The organism is Archangium violaceum, from assembly GCF_016887565.1.
Lineage (GTDB): Bacteria > Myxococcota > Myxococcia > Myxococcales > Myxococcaceae > Archangium > Archangium violaceum_B.
On the sequence record NZ_CP069396.1, the window covers coordinates 2167794 to 2184426 of the forward strand.

At 66.7% G+C, this 16633-nt stretch carries 11 protein-coding genes; 5 read left to right on the forward strand and 6 right to left on the reverse strand.

Annotated features, from left to right (window positions below):
* Nucleotides 1-70: 70 nt before the first annotated feature.
* The 5 genes from JRI60_RS09135 (at nt 71) to JRI60_RS09155 (ending at nt 5047) form a co-directional block, all read left to right on the forward strand.
* Complete coding sequence (locus JRI60_RS09135) at nt 71-997, forward strand: DUF2381 family protein (protein ID WP_204225456.1); 927 nt, start codon at nt 71-73, stop codon at nt 995-997.
* Between the two features lie 241 nt (nt 998-1238).
* On the forward strand, nt 1239-2435 hold the full coding sequence (locus JRI60_RS09140) for a hypothetical protein (protein ID WP_204225457.1): 1197 nt from the start codon (nt 1239-1241) through the stop codon (nt 2433-2435).
* Nucleotides 2435-2962, forward strand: a complete 528-nt coding sequence (locus tag JRI60_RS09145; RefSeq protein WP_204225458.1) for a hypothetical protein — start codon at nt 2435-2437, stop codon at nt 2960-2962. Before JRI60_RS09140 ends, JRI60_RS09145 begins: the two co-directional genes overlap by 1 nt.
* A gap of 508 nt (nt 2963-3470) precedes the next feature.
* Nucleotides 3471-4652, forward strand: coding sequence for a serine/threonine protein kinase (locus JRI60_RS09150; protein ID WP_204225459.1), 1182 nt, complete (start codon nt 3471-3473; stop codon nt 4650-4652).
* A gap of 2 nt (nt 4653-4654) precedes the next feature.
* Complete coding sequence (locus JRI60_RS09155) at nt 4655-5047, forward strand: helix-turn-helix transcriptional regulator (RefSeq protein WP_204225460.1); 393 nt, start codon at nt 4655-4657, stop codon at nt 5045-5047.
* Here JRI60_RS09155 and JRI60_RS09160 read toward each other — a convergent pair.
* The 6 genes from JRI60_RS09160 to JRI60_RS09185 all read right to left on the reverse strand — a co-directional run bounded on the left by JRI60_RS09160 (nt 5044) and on the right by JRI60_RS09185 (nt 16501).
* Nucleotides 5044-5421 carry a helix-turn-helix domain-containing protein gene (locus tag JRI60_RS09160; protein ID WP_204225461.1) on the reverse strand — a complete coding sequence of 126 codons (378 nt, stop codon included), beginning with the start codon at nt 5419-5421 and terminating at the stop codon, nt 5044-5046. The genes JRI60_RS09155 and JRI60_RS09160 overlap by 4 nt on opposite strands.
* Nucleotides 5422-5546: 125 nt before the next feature.
* Nucleotides 5547-6104, reverse strand: a complete 558-nt coding sequence (locus tag JRI60_RS09165) for a hypothetical protein (protein ID WP_204225462.1) — start codon at nt 6102-6104, stop codon at nt 5547-5549.
* A gap of 44 nt (nt 6105-6148) precedes the next feature.
* The gene (locus JRI60_RS09170) at nt 6149-7495 is read right to left on the reverse strand and encodes a hypothetical protein (protein WP_204225463.1); all 1347 of its coding nucleotides are present in this window, start codon (nt 7493-7495) and stop codon (nt 6149-6151) included.
* A 12-nt stretch (nt 7496-7507) separates the two neighbouring features.
* Nucleotides 7508-8497, reverse strand: a complete 990-nt coding sequence (locus JRI60_RS09175) for a hypothetical protein (protein ID WP_204225464.1) — start codon at nt 8495-8497, stop codon at nt 7508-7510.
* A gap of 423 nt (nt 8498-8920) precedes the next feature.
* Nucleotides 8921-14191, reverse strand: a complete 5271-nt coding sequence (locus JRI60_RS09180) for a trifunctional serine/threonine-protein kinase/ATP-binding protein/sensor histidine kinase (protein WP_204225465.1) — start codon at nt 14189-14191, stop codon at nt 8921-8923.
* 765 nt (nt 14192-14956) lie between these two features.
* Nucleotides 14957-16501, reverse strand: a complete 1545-nt coding sequence (locus tag JRI60_RS09185; protein ID WP_204225466.1) for an ELWxxDGT repeat protein — start codon at nt 16499-16501, stop codon at nt 14957-14959.
* Nucleotides 16502-16633 lie beyond the last annotated feature (132 nt).

The following is a 16633-nucleotide window of genomic DNA, read 5'->3' on the forward strand; positions in this document are numbered from 1 at the left end:
CGCACGACCGGCCGTGTGTTAGAGCTCACGTTCCCGGTCTCTTCCTCGTTTCCGTGGAGGTTCCCGCTCCGTGTTCGCCTTGTCCTCCTCCGCCCTGCTCGGACTGGCCCTGCTCGCTGCACCCGTCGAGGCTACCGAGAGGGTGCCGCTCCCCACCTGCGAGGCAGGTACGCGCTACATCGAGCTGACGGCGGGCACCCCCAGCAAGACGCCGGAGGTGTGCATCCGGCCGGAGCTGTCCCTCACCCTGTTCTTCGACGCGAAGCTGGCGCGCGTGGAAGTCGAGGGACGGGAGCGGTTCCGCCGGGTAAAGGTGGTGGACGACACCCTGGCACTCGTGGCCTCGGAGGCGCTGCATGACGGGGAGCGTGTGCCGGTGACGGTCTACTTCGAGGATGGCGCGGCCCCGGTGAGTGCCACCTTCATGCTGGTGGTCCACCCCTCCCAGGCGGAGCGGCAGGTGGAGGTATCACGCCACGAGCGCACGCTGGCCTCTCTCCGGCAAGGCGAGCAGCAGGCGCGTGCCGAGGCCCAGCAGTGCCGGGAGGAGAAGGCGCGTCTCCAGGCCGAGTGTAGTGGCCAGGGCGGTCTCACGGGTTTCATCGCCAACGAGTGGATGGGCGAAAAGGGAGTCATCGCCCGGCGACTCCCGATGGGGGCTGAGCGCCCGGAAGACTCCCTCGCGGTGTGGACGGTCATCAGCTATCGGGCCGTGGGACCCAAGGGGCGGGGACGGGTTGCCGTGGAGGTGATGCTACGTAACCGGGGAACGGTGGCCTGGAGGCCGAAGGGGGCGGCCTTGGTGGGCTCCAAGCGCGAGGAGCTGACGGGGCTGACGGTGTGGCTCCTGGAGCCCATCCCGCCAGGAGAGTTGGGGCGCATCGTGGTGGAACTGGACGCGACGGAGAGCGAGGCCCGGGGCACCTACACGCTCAATCTGTGGGCGGGAGAAACCGGAGCCGGGGGCGTGAACCTCGACGGCGTGACGTTCCCATAGGTGGTGGACCGGAAGGATTTCCACCTGCTTGCGTCAGGTACGCTGCCTCAGGCGGCGGGCTTGTCCTTTCCAGCTTCGGCTTTGCCCCCGCTCTAATGGAGACGCCCGTGTGAGGTGCGGACCGGGCGACATAGGTCATGCCACCCACATGCACCTACGGTAGGACCGGAGATGCAGAATCGCTGATGCACGCCCGGGCCATGCTGAAGTAGGGTCCCCCGGCCCCAACCCTACGCCTCCCATGCCTATCGACCTCACGGTCTTCGCTACCCCAGTTCTCCGCGGGCAACGCTTCGACCACAACCCCGATCCGAACAATGTAACCATCCCGGTGGACGTCCTCCCGATGCTTGAGGAGTACCGGATGGTCATCCTTGAGACCGCTCGTGCGCTCTACCATCAGCGCACGGGCGCCCGGGTCCCTGCGGGCTTCGACGACAGCTTCGCTTTGCGGCTGGGGAGGGTTGAACCAGGCAGCACCATTCCGACCCTGCTTCGCACGGTGGCTTTATCGGCGGCGCTGATTCAGAACTATCCGGCAGTTATGGGTCCTGACGGGCGGGACATCTTCGAGGAGGCCCGCGAGGTTGTAGGGCAGACGATTTCCGCCATATCTCAACGGCAGCAACTCCCGAGGGCCTTCCCGCGCAAGCACCTGAACAAACTGCGTCACATGAGTGAGCACCTTGAGGAGGGTGAGTCGCTCGAACTGCGCACGCCGGGGGCACCAGCAGGGCCCAGGACCACCCGTGCACTCAAGGACGTAATTCGGGACATTGAGATCCAGCAAACATCTCGCGTTGTCTCGTTCGTTGGGCAAGTGACGGGCATGGACACTGTGTCCCGCTCGTTCACTGTTCGGACGCGGGACGGTGTGAACATTGATGCGACCTATGGCGAGGGGGTGGGGAGCGAGCAGGAGGTTGTCAACCTGCTGCGTGGCCGGCACTACATGCGTGCCGAGGTTGAGGTCGATGCGACGTTCGATGTTGATGGTAAGCTGAAGGACGTGTCACGCCTTCTCAGTTTCATGGCCGTGACCGTGGTAGCCGAGGCAACTGTGAAGCAGCTCGAGGACAGATTTGAGGTACTCGGGACTGTCGAGTCCGGTTGGCTCGATGGCAAGGGCGCTGCCGTGTCGGCGGAGCGGTTGCCATGGACGAAGGACCTGTTCCTCGAATTGATGGTGGAGGACGGCATCCCGAAGCCGCGTCTCTATCCGACACCAACTGGTGACATTGAGGCCGAGTGGTCCCATGGAGGCTGGGAGGTCGTCGCTACCATTGTGCTGATGGCGCGTACTGCCAGCGTCACTGTCGTGCACGCCGAACTTGACGACGAGGACGAGGGCGACTTCAACCTCAACACTGACGAAGGTCGGACTGACTTCGCCGCCTTCCTCAGGAAGTACTTGAACCCCACCGAGGAGGAGCGCTGATGGCCAACCTCATTCCTCCTCCTCTCCCCGAGAACGATGACGTGACGCTTTACCGCCACGTCCACCCGAAGTGGCTCGACAATGGGGAGCCGTCGAGCATGGCCTTCCGCCCCTTCGACGAATCCAACATCCACCTGTCGGTAGACCTCTCGACGAAGACGTCCGCAGAGGCCGCTCACAAGAACTTCAAGGGCGAGTCGGTCGGCGTCTTCGGCGTCACCCCGGCAGAGTGTAGCGCCGAAGAGCTCAAGACGTACTGGGCCCCAGAAGCGGGGAACGACGCTCACGGCGCCATTGACTACACCGAGACAGGTCTCGGCAAGGCCGCCAAGAAGAAGAGCAGTAGACTCGCCGCCAAGGCTCGTGCGCGCCGCAGGTTGTACCCGCCTCCAGACGACCTGCCTACCACTGCGACAGATGAGGGTGCCACGGCCACCGTGCAGCCTTCCGCCGAGGCGACACCGACCGGTGACATGCCTCCTCCCACGGCTGAGCAACCGCGCCGCGGTGACGAACCCAGCACGTAGGCTGCGCTGGCTCTGCGGAGCTATACCCTACTCCCAGCTAGCGCGAGGTGCAGTACGTCGAGCGCTAGCATTCCAGGTGAGGAGGCCACCCCTCCCGGTAGGAAGCACAGGACGGATGGGGCCTTGTTGAGGGGCGAGTTGGTGCGGAGAGGCAGAGAAGGGTCGCTGACGGGTCCCACCCAGGCCAGTGTAGAGGTCGTGCAGGGCCCTGGATCTGTCCAGGCCGTCACTGCCCCGTGGTCTCGTTAAGGGCCGAGCAAAGTGTAGGGAGGTTGCTTGTGGCTCTGCACTTCTCTCTGGAGAGGCCCCGTGCAGGGCAAGCTTCGGAGACACTGCGAGCCGGCCCAAGCGCTCCAGGATTGCTCCTAGAGGCTCCCCCGCTCCAACAGGTTGAGTTTAGGCGCTGACCTGCTTGGTTGGCCGGTGCTTTCTTTTGATTGCCTCCCCGTGTTACCTAAAAGGAGCTTGGTTTTGTTTGCGAGTACCTGAAAGGTTAAGAGGTGCCCTCGTGAAAGGTCCATCGACCAACGACAGCTTCCCCATCCACCCCACGGGTCCTGACGGTCTTCTCTTCGAGGGACCCGCGTACCGCTACACCTTCGTCTCCCCGCTGCTGGACGCACCGGACCCCATGGCCATCGCCCGACGCACTCCCGTGAAGGGGGAGGGTGCTGCGTGCCGCGTCATCCTCAAGCGGGTGCAGATGCCCCCCGAGGACGAGCGCCGCCAGCGGGCCGTGGAGGAGGTACAGCTCGCCACACGGCTGCGCCACCCCGGCATCGTCCAAGTGTACGGGCTGGAGGAGTACGAGGGCGCCCCCTACGTGGTGATGGAGCACACCCAGGGCATCTTCCTGGCGACGGCCATGGAGACGGCGCTGTTGCTGGGCAGGACGCTCGACCCGGCCCATGCCGTCTACATCGCCGCCGAGGTGGCCGATGCGCTCCACTACGCCTGGAACAGCCAGGGCGAGGATGGCCAACCCCTGCACCTCGTCCACCGGGCCGTGAGTCCCACGAGCATCCGGCTCGAGTTCAGCGGCAGGGTGACGCTCACCGACTTCGGCGTGGCGTACTCGCGGATGGTGGGCCGGTTGGACACCCCCTCCAAGGTGCTGCGTGCGGAGCTGGCCTATGCCGCCCCGGAGGTGATGCGCCGCCAGAAGCCGGATGGGCGAGCGGACCTCTACTCGCTGGGCATGGTGCTGCTGGAAATGCTGTCGGGGCAGTACCCGCTGGACCCTCCGGACGTGAACGTGCCCTACAGCGGGTCCTCGGAGGTGAGCCGGTACAACGCTCGCGTCCGCCCTGAGCGCCCTACCTGGACAAGCCCGGGGGAGCTGGCCAACCGCATCCTGAGCTTCGGCCCGGACGACGTGGAGCGGGTGGCCTCCCAGGTGCCCGAGCCGCTCAAGTGCATCCTCCACAAGGCCCTGCACGCCCACCCGGACGACCGCTACCAGACGGGCGGTGAGATGCGGGACGAACTGCGCGCGTGGCTCGCCAGCCAGGGCAACCCGTTCGGACCCGCCGAGGCGGAGGCGGAGTTGGGAACTCTCCTCCGCGAGAAGCCTCTCCCCCAGGAGACGCACGCCTTCCCCATCGAGAAGGGCGTCCTGCCCACCCCCGAGGAGGAAGCCACGGCCGAGGAGGAAGTCACCGAGGAAGAGACGAAGGACCGGAGCGAGTGACCATGAAGAAGAGCGACCACCTGACGAAGAAGAAGATGACCGTCCTCCTGGGAGACGTGCTGCGAGAGGCCCGGCTCAAGGCCGAACTCACCCAGGCGGACGTGGCCGAGCGCGTGGGCGTGGCCACCGAGGTGTACGGGCGGATAGAGCGGGGCAACCTGACGCCTAGCGTCCCGAACCTGCGTAGGCTCTGCATGGTGCTGCGGGTGGACGCCAGTGCCGCCCTGGGGCTCGACGTGGGCGAGGCGGCGGCCTGGTTGAAGGAGTCCGCGGCCCCCCCGGAGGAGTCACCGCGACTGCGCCGCCTGCTGCGCACCCTGCGCCAGTTGGATGACAAGCAGCTCAACGCTGTCGGCTACATGGTGCGCAGCCTCATGACGCCCGAGGCCCGTTAGCGCTCGTCCGAGAGGTGCGTGTCGGCTGTCTCCAGCAGCTTGCGCAAGAGCGCCAACCGCTCCGGCGGCCACCCTTTCAAGACGTGGATGATGCGGCTCAGCTCCGGGTGCTCGCCGGCCCCGAGCGGAGGAGCTGGTGCCGTCTCCTCGCGGGCCTGGGCACCCAGGGACAGGAGCACGTCCGAGGAGATGCCCAGGGTCTCGCACATGCGACGCAACGTGGGGACGCTGGGCGTCATCATCCCGCGCTCTACTCGGCCGTAGACGCCGGACTTCAGGCGCACCCTCTTGGCTACCTCCGCCTGCGTGAGCCCCAGCCGCAGGCGGGCAGCCCGGGCCGTATCCCCCAAGGCGCGTTGCAGCTTCTCGTCCATGGGGTGCCTCTACCGCGAAGGAGCTTGGAGGGGGAGAAGGTTCGGCGGCCAAGTTGCGCTGCGCTGCCGCCTCTGGAGGCACGCCCTCGACCACAGCGCTTGACACTCACCGGACGTCCCGAACTTCAACGCATGAAGGCGACGGCCAGACCCGGGTAGAAGGAAGCGCGCAGCTTGGCCGTCCGCGGATCCAAGTGGAAGTGAAGCACCGTGAGGCTGAGGTCCAGGTGCGTGGAGTCCGGGAGCTTGAACTTGCGGCCCACCCCCAGTTCCGCTCCGAGCTCCATCAGGGACGAGGTGCCCCGCTCCGGGTTGGAGCCCAGCAGCGCGAACAGCCCGGGGTCGATGAAGGCATAGCCTGCCGAGTCATCCTTAAACCCGCCAAAGGCCAGCCGGCCGGTCAATGCTCCCGAGAGGCCTCCTGCGGTGAGAGCCGGGGTGTCTTCGATTTGAAGGGTACTCCAGCCGCCGAGGACCTGCACTTGGATGCGGCTCTGGAAGTGGTCCGACTCCCAGCGGTACCCTCCCTGGAGCCCGAGGGCTGGCAGGGAGGGAGCCCCTTCAAAGCCAGGGGAAAGAAGCTGGAGCTTGAGACCCCAGAAAAACGAGTTGGTGGCGTGAGCCGGATGGGCGGCCAGCATCAACAGCAGGCCGGTGACAATAGAAGTGTGTCTCCGATTCATGCAGCACCTCCGTCGAGCGGACGAGGCCCGAGGGCCTTCCTTGGCTACTTGGTGCGCACCCCGAAGACGGTCTGGAGCAGTTGTACCGCCGCCCGGAGGTCCACGGACGCCGACCAGAAGAAGCTGGTCCGCCACTTCTTCGCGGTGGGAATCTGCTCCTCGCTGCTGAACTGCTGCCCCAGCGACACATTGGCGTTGGGATCCAGGACACTCACGTGGCCGACGTGGACGCCCGCAGTGATGACCACGCCATCCAGCAGGTCCACGCTGAGGCCCAGCAGGGCGTTCTCCAGCGGGTTGTTGACGACTAGGCCGAGGCTCGGGTTGATGTGCCGCAGGAGGGAGCCGGTGTCCCTCACCCCGCTCACTAGCAGCGCGGGCTCCTTCTCGAAATCGCGAGGCCCCCAGACGAACGGCGTGAGGAAGATGGCATAGAGGAGGCGGTTGGGCCCGAGTTCCCGGTTGGTGATGACCGTGACACCGTCTCGGGTCGTGGTCCCGAACGAGGGGTCGGACAACCCGGTCCAGACCCCTCCGAAAGAGAGCATGCCGCGGTAGAGTGTGCGGACATTGAACTCAATCACACTGCGGGTCTCCTTGTTCTGGGCGTCCACCGTGGTGATTTCAATCTGTCCCGCGCCCGGTGCGAAATCGGTCAGGGTCGACCAGGTGGGTTTGCAGGCCTGGGCAGTCTGCAGGACGACCTGGGTGCCCGCGCCCGCCAGCGCGAACGCATTAAGGTCACGTCGCGCGGAGGTGCGGCGGATCGTCACCGTGCTGTCTTGAGGTGCGATGACCTTGACCTCGATCGTGTCATTCTCGTCCACGAGTCCGAGTTCACCCGCCACGACATTGCCATTGGGGGTAGTGACGATATACGCCCGGTTCTTCTCCGCATCGTAGGCAGGAGGATTGGCCCGGGCCTGCTGGATGAGCTGCTCGCAAGTGAAAGCGATGCCGACAGTCTGCGCCGGGGCCTGGGTTGGAGCCGGAGCCGGCTGGGGCACGCTGAACCTGAAGAGCTCCGAGCCACCCACGAGCTTGATGCCGAGGACCGGGGTGCCTGTGGTGGGGATTTGCACCGGCGTGGCGACGGAAACCGCTTCGACCGTATTGACCACCCACTTCAATCCAGCCTGGGCGGCGGCGCAGTTGGCAACCGTCGCAGTATCGCAGTCGACCTTGGCGGAGTCGGCTTTGACCTGAAGCTCATAGACGCCGGGTGTGGTCTGCTTGAGCGCGTTGTCGTCCGGGACCAGCTTGAAGTTCGCATCGCTGACGGTGAACGCGAAACCCGCAGGGTCTGTAGGCGGGCGGATGGCCGCGACCTTCGTGGGTGTGGCTGCCAGGAGGCCGGCGGTGGTGAGGAGGGAGAGAGCAGACAGGGGCAAGGGACACCTCTCCTAAGGGATGGTACAACCCAGAGTGTTCAGGACGAGCTCGGAGGGTTGTGCGAGAGCGAAATCTGCGTTGTTGACGGTGATGCGTCCGACGAGGAAGCCAACGATGAAGCCATCTCCATCGACCAGGGCGGCGCCTGAATCTCCCTTCGCGGAAGGGAGGCTGATGGTGAAACAGGCCGCGAGGTTGTTCGGATGGATGTCGAGGTGGATGTGTTCAATGGTCCCGAGCGCATGGGGCGTCATGGCTCCGAGCATCCGGACCACGGTCCCTTCATCCTCGCGGAAGCGCAGGGGGCGTGAGCCACGGATGCCGGGCATCGGGACCATGGTGGAGGGGTCCTCCAACTGGATGAGGGCTGCGTCAATGCCATTGCGGCTGCCGCGCACGAGCGAGCCGAGGTTGCGCGCATTCGCATTGCCGACATTGCTGGGACAGAAGAAGGTCGGCCCCACACTTCCGTCAGGGAACTCGAAGAGGTGGGTGGCATGCATGGCCGTGATGGCGACGGTGCGGCCTGCGTAGGTCCCGAAGGCGCCCAGCGTGGCGAACTCTCCGAAGGGCCCGAGGCTGTCCCCGACACGGGCCTGCCAGCGCACCCGCCCCATCTCCTGGACGTCGACTGGGAGCGTCCTTCCGCCACACTTCACCTCTCGCGGTAAGGGTTGGATCTTCCGCTTCCGCAGCTCGGACAGGGAGCGCTTCCTGGGCACGAAGACCACGGCCGCGAGTTCCCCCGTCTCCCGCCCTTTTGTCATCTTCGTGCCAAGCCCGATGCCGCGTACCGATGTGTCGCACAAAAGCCCCGAACACTGGGTCAGCGTGTGCATCGCCCGAGCATGCTGCGGGTCGAAGACGGTGGGCGTGGAGGCGCTGCGGCTCATCCGAGCGAGCGCCTTCTTCTGGCGGATGACCTCCCGCTCGGCGCGAGCCAGCGCCCGGAGCGTCTGCATCAGGCCGGGCTTGGACTTACGCTGCGTGGAGACGCTCACCGACTGTGAGTGAATCTTATAGCCTATCGGAAAGTCAAGCTTCTGCGCGGCAGCGGGACGTTGGAACTCTGTCTCAGTTGCGCCCCCACTTGCGCGGCTGGGCGAATCGCGACTTCTCGGATGGTCAGCAGCCGTCCAGGTCCCTTGGCCACGGGTGGCGGCACCGGGGTAGGACGCAGCAGCAAGGTAGCAGCAAAATCCTTGGTGCCGTCGCGTACGGGCTGGGACGGCTGGACAGGCCCGCCTCCAGAAAACCGAGTATTTACGAGGGCTTGTGCACCGCTGATACCCGCTGGACGCTCCCTCGCCTTGGTTCGGGACCAAGGGGTCGCAGGTTCAAATCCTGTGAAGACGCACCCTGGGCGTGAGGACGAGGCGCGGGTGTTCGCGGCCCTCGCGCTCGCGGTGTGCTCTCCCCGTTCGTCAGTGGAGCGGAAGTTCCAGCGTGGACACGGCCCCCCGACCCGGTCCATCGCTGTCGATACTGAGGCGGCCATTCAGGAGTTGTGCCGCCAGCGCGCTGGAGTGCAGTCCGAAGCCATGGCCGTCCTTGCGCGTGGTGAAGCCGTGGGAGAACAGCTTCCCCTTCACCTCGGGGGTGATTCCCACGCCATCATCCACCACCTGGATGCGTGCCACCGGCCCGTCCGCCCTCAGCTTCACCCACAGGTTGCGCGAGCCCTCGGACTTCGCTTCCAGCGCGTGCCTGGCGTTGCTGATGATGTTGATGAGGATCTGCAGCACCTTGTGCTTGTCCACCTTCACCCGCGGCACCACCTCCAGCTCCCGGTGCACGGTGACGCCGTGGCGCTGTGATGCCCCCATCTGGATGCGCAGGGCGTCGTCGATGAGCTGGGCCAGCTCGCACTCCTCCGTCATCAGCGAGCTCCGCGCATACGTCTGTTGCACCTGGATGATGGCGCGGATGTGCTCGACGTGCCGGCTCATCACCTCCATGTCCTCCACCAGGCGCATCTGATCGTTCCCCAACTCCTCCCCCAGCGCCGTCAGGTAGTCCGGCAGATGTCTGCCCCGGACGTTCGTCGTCAGGAACTCCGCCAGGTTCTCCCGCTGCTCCACGAGGAGCGCCGCCGCCTGTCTCAGACGGCCCACGCGCAGCGAGCCCACCGCCTTGCGCATCACCTCGAGGTTGACGACGGCGCTGGTGAGCACATTGCCCACGTTGTGCAGCACGTTGGAGGCCACCTCCGTCATGCCCACTTCTCGCGCCGTATCCACCAGCCGGGTCTGGGCCTGCTCGAGCTCGCGCGTGCGCTCCTCCACCCGCTGCTCCAACTCTTCATTCGCCTGGCGCAGCTCCGCCCTGGCGCGCTGGACGTCCTCATAGAGCCGGGCGTTCTCGATGGAGATGGCCGCCTGGGAGGCCAGGTGCTCCAGCAGCGTCAGTCGCGCCGGGCTGAAGGCATCCGCCGCCAGGTCGTTCTCCAGGTACAGCACTCCGGAGAACCGCTCCTGCCTCAACAGGGGCAGGCACAACACCGACCGCGCTCCGCCGCGCGCCAGGTACGCATCGGAGAAGAAGGGGTGCGGCTTGGAGGCATCGCCGATGAGCACGTGCTCCCGCGTGCGCCGCACATAGGAGAGGAGCGTCCAGGGCAACTCGGGGGTCACCCCCTCCGACGGAGCATCGGAGATGGCCGCCACCGACAGGGTGTCCCCCTCGGGAAGCAACAGCGCGCCTTTCTGGGCTCCGGCGTTCTCAATCGCCGCGTGCAGCAGCGTGGTCACCAGGCGATCCAGGACGATTTCACTGGAGACGGCCTGCTGGACCTTGACGACCGTGAGCGCGTCGATGTGGCTGGAGGCCGTACCGCTGGTGGTCAGTTCGTCCCGGGTGTCCGAGGTGGACGAGAGGTGGGGCCACTGGGACTCCAGGTGCTGGACCTTGCCCAGGGCGCCCCACCGCAGGTACGCCGCCCGCGCTTCGCGCGCGAAGCCCTGGGCAACGAGCGGGGCCTGACGCGTGCGCCAGAAGTTCGCCGCGAGCTCGGCGGCCAATCCCACATGGTGGGTGGCCCCATTCTCCCGAGCCGAGCGGATGGCTTCCTCATAGGCGCGTATCGCCTCATCCAGTCGCCCCTGGAGGCGGGCCAGCTCCGCGGCCACCATCCGCTCCAGCGCGTGGAAGTTCTCGGGGCAATTCTCCGCCCACTCCGCCAGCTGCCGCTGGTGACGCTGGATGGCCTCGAGGAACTGGCGCTGCTCCTCCGCGGTGGCGCCCTCGAAGCACGCGGCCAGGGCCAGGGCGCGGTAGAGGTTGAATTCGCGGAAGAAGAGGATGCCATTGTTGGCCTTCAGGAGCTCGGCCGCCTTGTCCGCCGCCCGGCGGGCTTCCGCGTAGTCGCCACACATGAATCGCGACTGGAGCCGGGTGACCCAGAAGGCGCGCGTGCTCCTCCTGGGGACTGGCGGCAGTCGGGCCTCGAAGGCCCGCTCATCGAAGCCTTCCCCATCGAGCGTGCCGAACGAGGGGGAGCATCCGCGCATCTGCTGCACGTAGCGCCGCGCCAGGAGGAGCGACTCCTGGGGATCCAGGAAGCCCGTCTTGCTCAAGAACTCGCCGCGGACGAGCGACTCCTGGTGGACCTCCTCCAGGTCGTGTCCCATGGCCAGGCGGTTCAGGACGAGCTCGAGGCCGCAGTAGGCGGCGGTGGCCGTGCTCCCCACTTGAAGCGCGTGTTGGAAGCCGCTGACGACGAGCTCCTGCGCCTGGGGGAGAGGCTGGCTCCAATAGCTGCTGAACTGCATGCTGAGGAGGACATCGCCCCGGTTGGCGGACAGGTCGTACCGCTCGACGAGCTCGCGGGCGACCCTCGTGAAGGCAAGGCCTTCCCGGTACCGCTTGAAGAACGAGCCGGTGATGACGCCAAACCAGCTGAGTCCGGGCACCGCGGCGGCCACGAAGCCGTGACGCAGGGAGAGGGAGACCATCCGGCTCAAGAGGACGATGAGCAGGGGAGGGTGGGTGGAGTACGCGGAATTGAAGAGCTTGAAGAGGGCACCGATGACCAGCTTCATGTCCGGATCGGCCAGGAGTGGCAGGTCGATGAGGCTCTCGATGGAACGCTCCCCCAGCAAGGCCCAGACCTCCTCATGGGCGGCCGCCGCCTCCTCCCAGGTGGGGTGCCGCGAGAGCGGCATGCCCAGCAACACCAGGCATTCCAACATGCAGGTGACGCCCTCCTCGCGCTCACCCGCGGCGAAGTGGACGTCATGCTTCAGGCCGTAGACGGCCTCGATGTCCGAACGGGAGCTCACCCGGGGGAGGAGCTTCCCGACCAGGCGGCGCGCCTCGGCGATGTTGCCGCTCATGAGCTCACAGCGCGCCAGGGTGAATTGCAGCTTGAAGGCCAGCGCGTGGTCCGTCTCCCAGGGGTCTCCTGGAATGAGCGAGAAGGCCGTCGTGAAGTAGGAGATGGCGGGGCGGAGCGCGAGCGCGGCCTTGGCCTTGTCACCCGCCTCGGTGTTCAGCCGCGCGAGGTGGTGGCGCTCGGCGGCGTCCTCCATGAGCCCGGCCCCGGCGTTGAGCTGGTTCACCACGTCGAAGAGCGACTCGCGAAGTTCCTCCTGGGACAGGCTCTCGAGCAGCAAACGGCCGATACGCAGGTGAACGGCCTCGAGCTCCGACTGGGAGCAGAGGCTATGGGCCGCCTGCTGGATGCGGTCGTGCAGGAACCGGTAATGCGCCGGGCCGGAACGCACCAGCATGCCCTCCAGGAGCGCGGGCTCGAGCCCCTGTTCCACATCTCCCCTCTCGCCGAGGTTGGCGAGGACGTCCAGCATCTGGAGTGAGAAGACCTTGCCCACGCACGCCGCCAGGCGCAGCAGGTGCTGCGTGCCAGCGGGGAACTGGCGCAGCTTGCCCACCATGAAGTCGACGATGTTCTCCGAGTAGTCGCGCGTCCGCACCGCCTCGGCATCCCACTGCCAGCCGCCTCCGGGCCCTCGCACCAGCAGGCCATCCTGGTGGAGCGCCACCAGCAATTGCAGCAGGAAGAAGGGGTTGCCCCCCGTCTTCCCGTGCACCAGCGCCGAGAGGGGAGCGACCACCTCCCGTGTCGCTCCCGGCAGCGTGTCGGCCACCAGTTGCTCCACCTGCGCCACGCTCAGCGGCTCCACGCGGAGCTCCTTCAGCTTCCCCCCCGCCTGACGCACCCCCTCCAACATCTGCATGAGCGGGTGCGCGGAGCTCATCTCATTGTCCCGGTAGGCGCCCAGCCACAACATCGGTGGGATCTCCTTCTCGGAGAGCAGATGGGAGAGCATCTGGAGGCTGGCGGGGTCCGCCCACTGCAGGTCATCCAGGAACAGCACCATGGGATGCGCCGGGGTGGCGAACACCCCGTAGAACTGGCGGATCGCCCAGAAGAAGCGGCGCTGGGCCTCCTCTCCAGGGGGCATCGCCGGGAGCGCGGGCTGTGGGCCCACCAGCACTTCCAGCTGGGGCACCTGGTCCACGAGCAGCTGGCCGTAGTTTCCCCAGGCTTGGTTCACCTGCTGGCGCCACAGGGAGATCTCCTCCTCGCTCCTCGCGAGCGCCTGCTGCACCAGCGCCCGGAGGGTCTGGGCCAGGATGTCGTAGGGGATGTCCCGCTGGAACTGGTCGAACTTGCCGCTCAGGAAGAAGCCACGGCGCTCCACCACGGCCTTGTGCAGCTCATGCACCACCGAGGACTTGCCGATGCCCGAGTACCCGGTGACGAGGACCAGCTCCGGCGTGCCCGTGCGTCTCACCCGCTCGAAGCCCTCCAGCAGGGTGGACACCTGGGCCTCACGCCCGTAGAGCCGTTGCGGCAATTGGAACCGGATGGGTGTGTCCCGCGTGCCCAGCGCGAACACCTCTCGCACGTCCGGGCCCGATGCGTCGCGGCACCGCTCCAGGTCCGCCCGCAGTCCCTCGGCGCTCTGGTAGCGCTCCTCCGCCGTCTTCGCCAGCAGCTTGAGGACGACGGCGGACAAGGCCGGGGGCACCCGCGGGTTCAGCTCGTGCGGAGGCCTGGGCGCCTGCGCCATATGGACGTGAAACCACTCGAGCGCATCCCGTCCCTGGAAGGGCCGCCGTCCCGTCAACAACTCGTAGAACATGACGCCCAGCGAGTAGAAGTCCGTGCGGTAGTCCACCGCCCGGTTCATCCGCCCCGTCTGTTCCGGCGACATGTACGCCAGCGTCCCCTCGACCAGGTGCGTCGGAGCCGCGTCCAGGTACTCCACCTTCTGCAGCGTGGCCACGCCGAAGTCGATGAGTCGCGCCTCTCCCGAGGGCTCCAGGATGATGTTGGAGGGTTTGATGTCCTTGTGGATGACGTCGCGACAGTGGACCTCCCCCAGGGTGGCGACCAGGGAGAGGGCCAGGTTCAAGAACCGGGAGGGCTCCAGGGGCTGGCCCGTGGACTCGGACAGGGGCTGACCCTGCACCCGCTCGAGCAGCAGCACGGGCCGCTCGCTGATCCATTCACAGGCATACGGCCTCGCCACGCCCCGCACGTCGCGCAGCCGTTGCAGGATTCCAAACTCCCGCCGGTACCGCTCGCTCTCCGCACGACCCGGAGATGCCATCACGGGCGTCTTGATGATGACCGGCAGGCCGTCGGCCTCACGAACCGCGTGGAACAGCGCGTTCGAGCCCGTGCCCCGAATGAGGCCAACAACCCTGTACCCTGAAATATCGAGCATCGATGCGCACACCCGCTGGCGAGAACCGGTCCCCGTGACGTCGTCGCGCCCGTGCGCCGGATCATAGGCGTTCGGACCGGAACAGGGTGCTCGTCCCGGTTATTCGGTGCTCCGCGCCTGGGTGGCCCTCCTGGACGCGTCGAAATTCCAGACACGCAGGGGAGAGGGCTCGCCCGGTGACGTCAGTGCGACTCGCACCTCGCCCACTCGAGCGGTCACCCGGTCGTAGACTTCGCGAGCGAGCAGGCGAAGCGGTCAACACGGTCGCCGGCTCTGCTTGCTTCAAAAATAAACCCTGGAAGTAGAGGGGATGCCTACTACGTCTCGGGTGCTGAAAGGTATTGGCTACGGGATGATGCTGACCGCCATCATGGCCGGTCATGACCCTCAAGCAAAAGCTTTGTTTTTCCCCGCGAAAGAGGGCGAGGCACGAACGCGGAGGTTGTCTCCTCGGTACGGATGCGACTAATTTCGCACGCTGGGTACGGCTGCTCTTGACGCCGTGTCCTTCCTCATAACCAGGAGGTTGGTGTCATGACGAAGTTTCTCGCCGCCGCTATTTTCGTCGCTGCCACGGCCGTTGCCGCCGGAATCCCATGGCGTGAGACGGCACCCGTCGCAGCCCAGTCCGCCCAGGATCCTACCGTCTGCTATTCCTCGCCCTCCCAGGCCATCTGTCTGGCGAACGGGTGCGTCTGGAAGGGCAGCTACTGCACGCCTCGATAGCCGATTCCGGCGTGCAGAGCGTGAACGGGGACGCCGTGCTCAGCGTTCGGCCCGGTGTCCCCTGTCGTTGACGGGAACGGCCCACAGCTCGTGGAAGTGGACGCCGTCATTGGCGACGAAGAACATGAAGTCACCCGAGCGCGTGAAGTCGAACGGGAACGAGTTGGCGGGACCCGGGTTGACGTCCTTCAGCAACCGTGTGCCTCGGGGCGTGCCATCGGTCACCCACGGCTCCTGGCCGTGTGCCTCATCCGTGGCGGCGAAGAGCGCGAGGTCCTCGTTCACGGCGGTGAGCGTCGTCACGGGGATGTCGATGGCGTTGACCAGCCGCCGGCGTACCAGCTCCGTGGTCTGGCGGGTGCCGCGGGTGGCCCAGAGCTGCACGTCGGCCAGCGCGGGCCCGGAGGTGCTGTAGGCGAGGGTGAAGAGCAGTCGGCCATTGACCTCGGCGACGCCCCCCAGGGGCAGGAAGGCGCTCACCGTCGGGACGTCCGGGAAGGGGTTGGGCAGGTCCTCGATGACGGTCGAGCGCGGGTGGCAGTCCGGGTCCGGATTCAGCTTGCGCAGGCGCGCGCCGCGGTCCGCCGGCTCCAGGGTGACGAAGTAGAGGCGCCCCTCGAAGAGGGCGATGGGCTGCGCCTCCGAGCCCGTGGGGCCCGGCACGGTGTCCTCGGCGAGCTCGGTGCCGCTCAGGGTGCCATCCGTGCGCCAAAGCTCGCGTCCGTGCTCCGGCTCCTCGGCGGAGAAGTAGAGGAGGCCGTCGTCCACCCGGAGCGGTCGCGTCACGCCCGACCGGGCCGGGCCCGGGTTGATGTCCTTCAGCAGCCGGGTGCCTCGGGCGGTGCCATCGCTCACCCAGGGCTCGAAGCCGTGCTCCGCGTCCTCGAAGGCGAAGAAGAGCGTGTCGTCGTCCAGGGCGGCCTGCTCGAAGAAGGCGAAGCCCGGGCCCAGCTCCTTCACGCGCACCGTGCCCGACCGGGTGCCGTCGCTCTTCCACAGCTCGAGCAGCCCGACTTCGAGCGGGTCGGTGCTGAGATGGCGATAGAAGAACAAGGTGTCCCCCACGCGGGTGAAGCCTCCCAGGTCCGAGCTGGTGGGGCCCGGGGTGATGTCCCTCACGAGCCGGGTGCCTCCGCTCGTGCCGTCCGTCACCCACAGTTCAGCGCCGAGGGTCGGCTCGCTCGCGACGAAGAAGAGCCGGTCCCCCACCACGGTCAGGGAGCTGACGGAGCTGTCGGTCCCGAAGTCCCGCACCGCGAAGGTGCCCGGGGCCGTGCCGTCACTGCGCCACAGCGCCCCCTCCCCGAAGATGTTGGCCGCGAAGAAGAGCCTCCCCCGGAAGTCCACCAGGAACGTCGGCAGGGGGTCCTTGATGGGAAGAGGAGGCGGCGGGGGAGGGAGTGGGGGAGGGAAGATGTCCTCCACCAGGAACGGTGTGCCGAGCCCCGTCCTCTTCCACTGCGCGGAGACATCTCCCGGCGCGATCTCGTCCGAGCCCACCTCGTGCGAGGGCTCTCCCGGAAGTGGCCCGCCACATCCCGCGACCAGCGCACAGACCCATGCCACCTGAAGCCAGACACGCATGTTTTCCCCCTCCATCATGGGTTGGCTGCGTGACACGATGTGGCGCGAAGTGCCGGGTGCCCATCGCCTTCGAGGGCTGGAGGAGCGGAGACATCGCGAGGGCCGAGTTGCCCGACAGCTTGGGGATGGGAC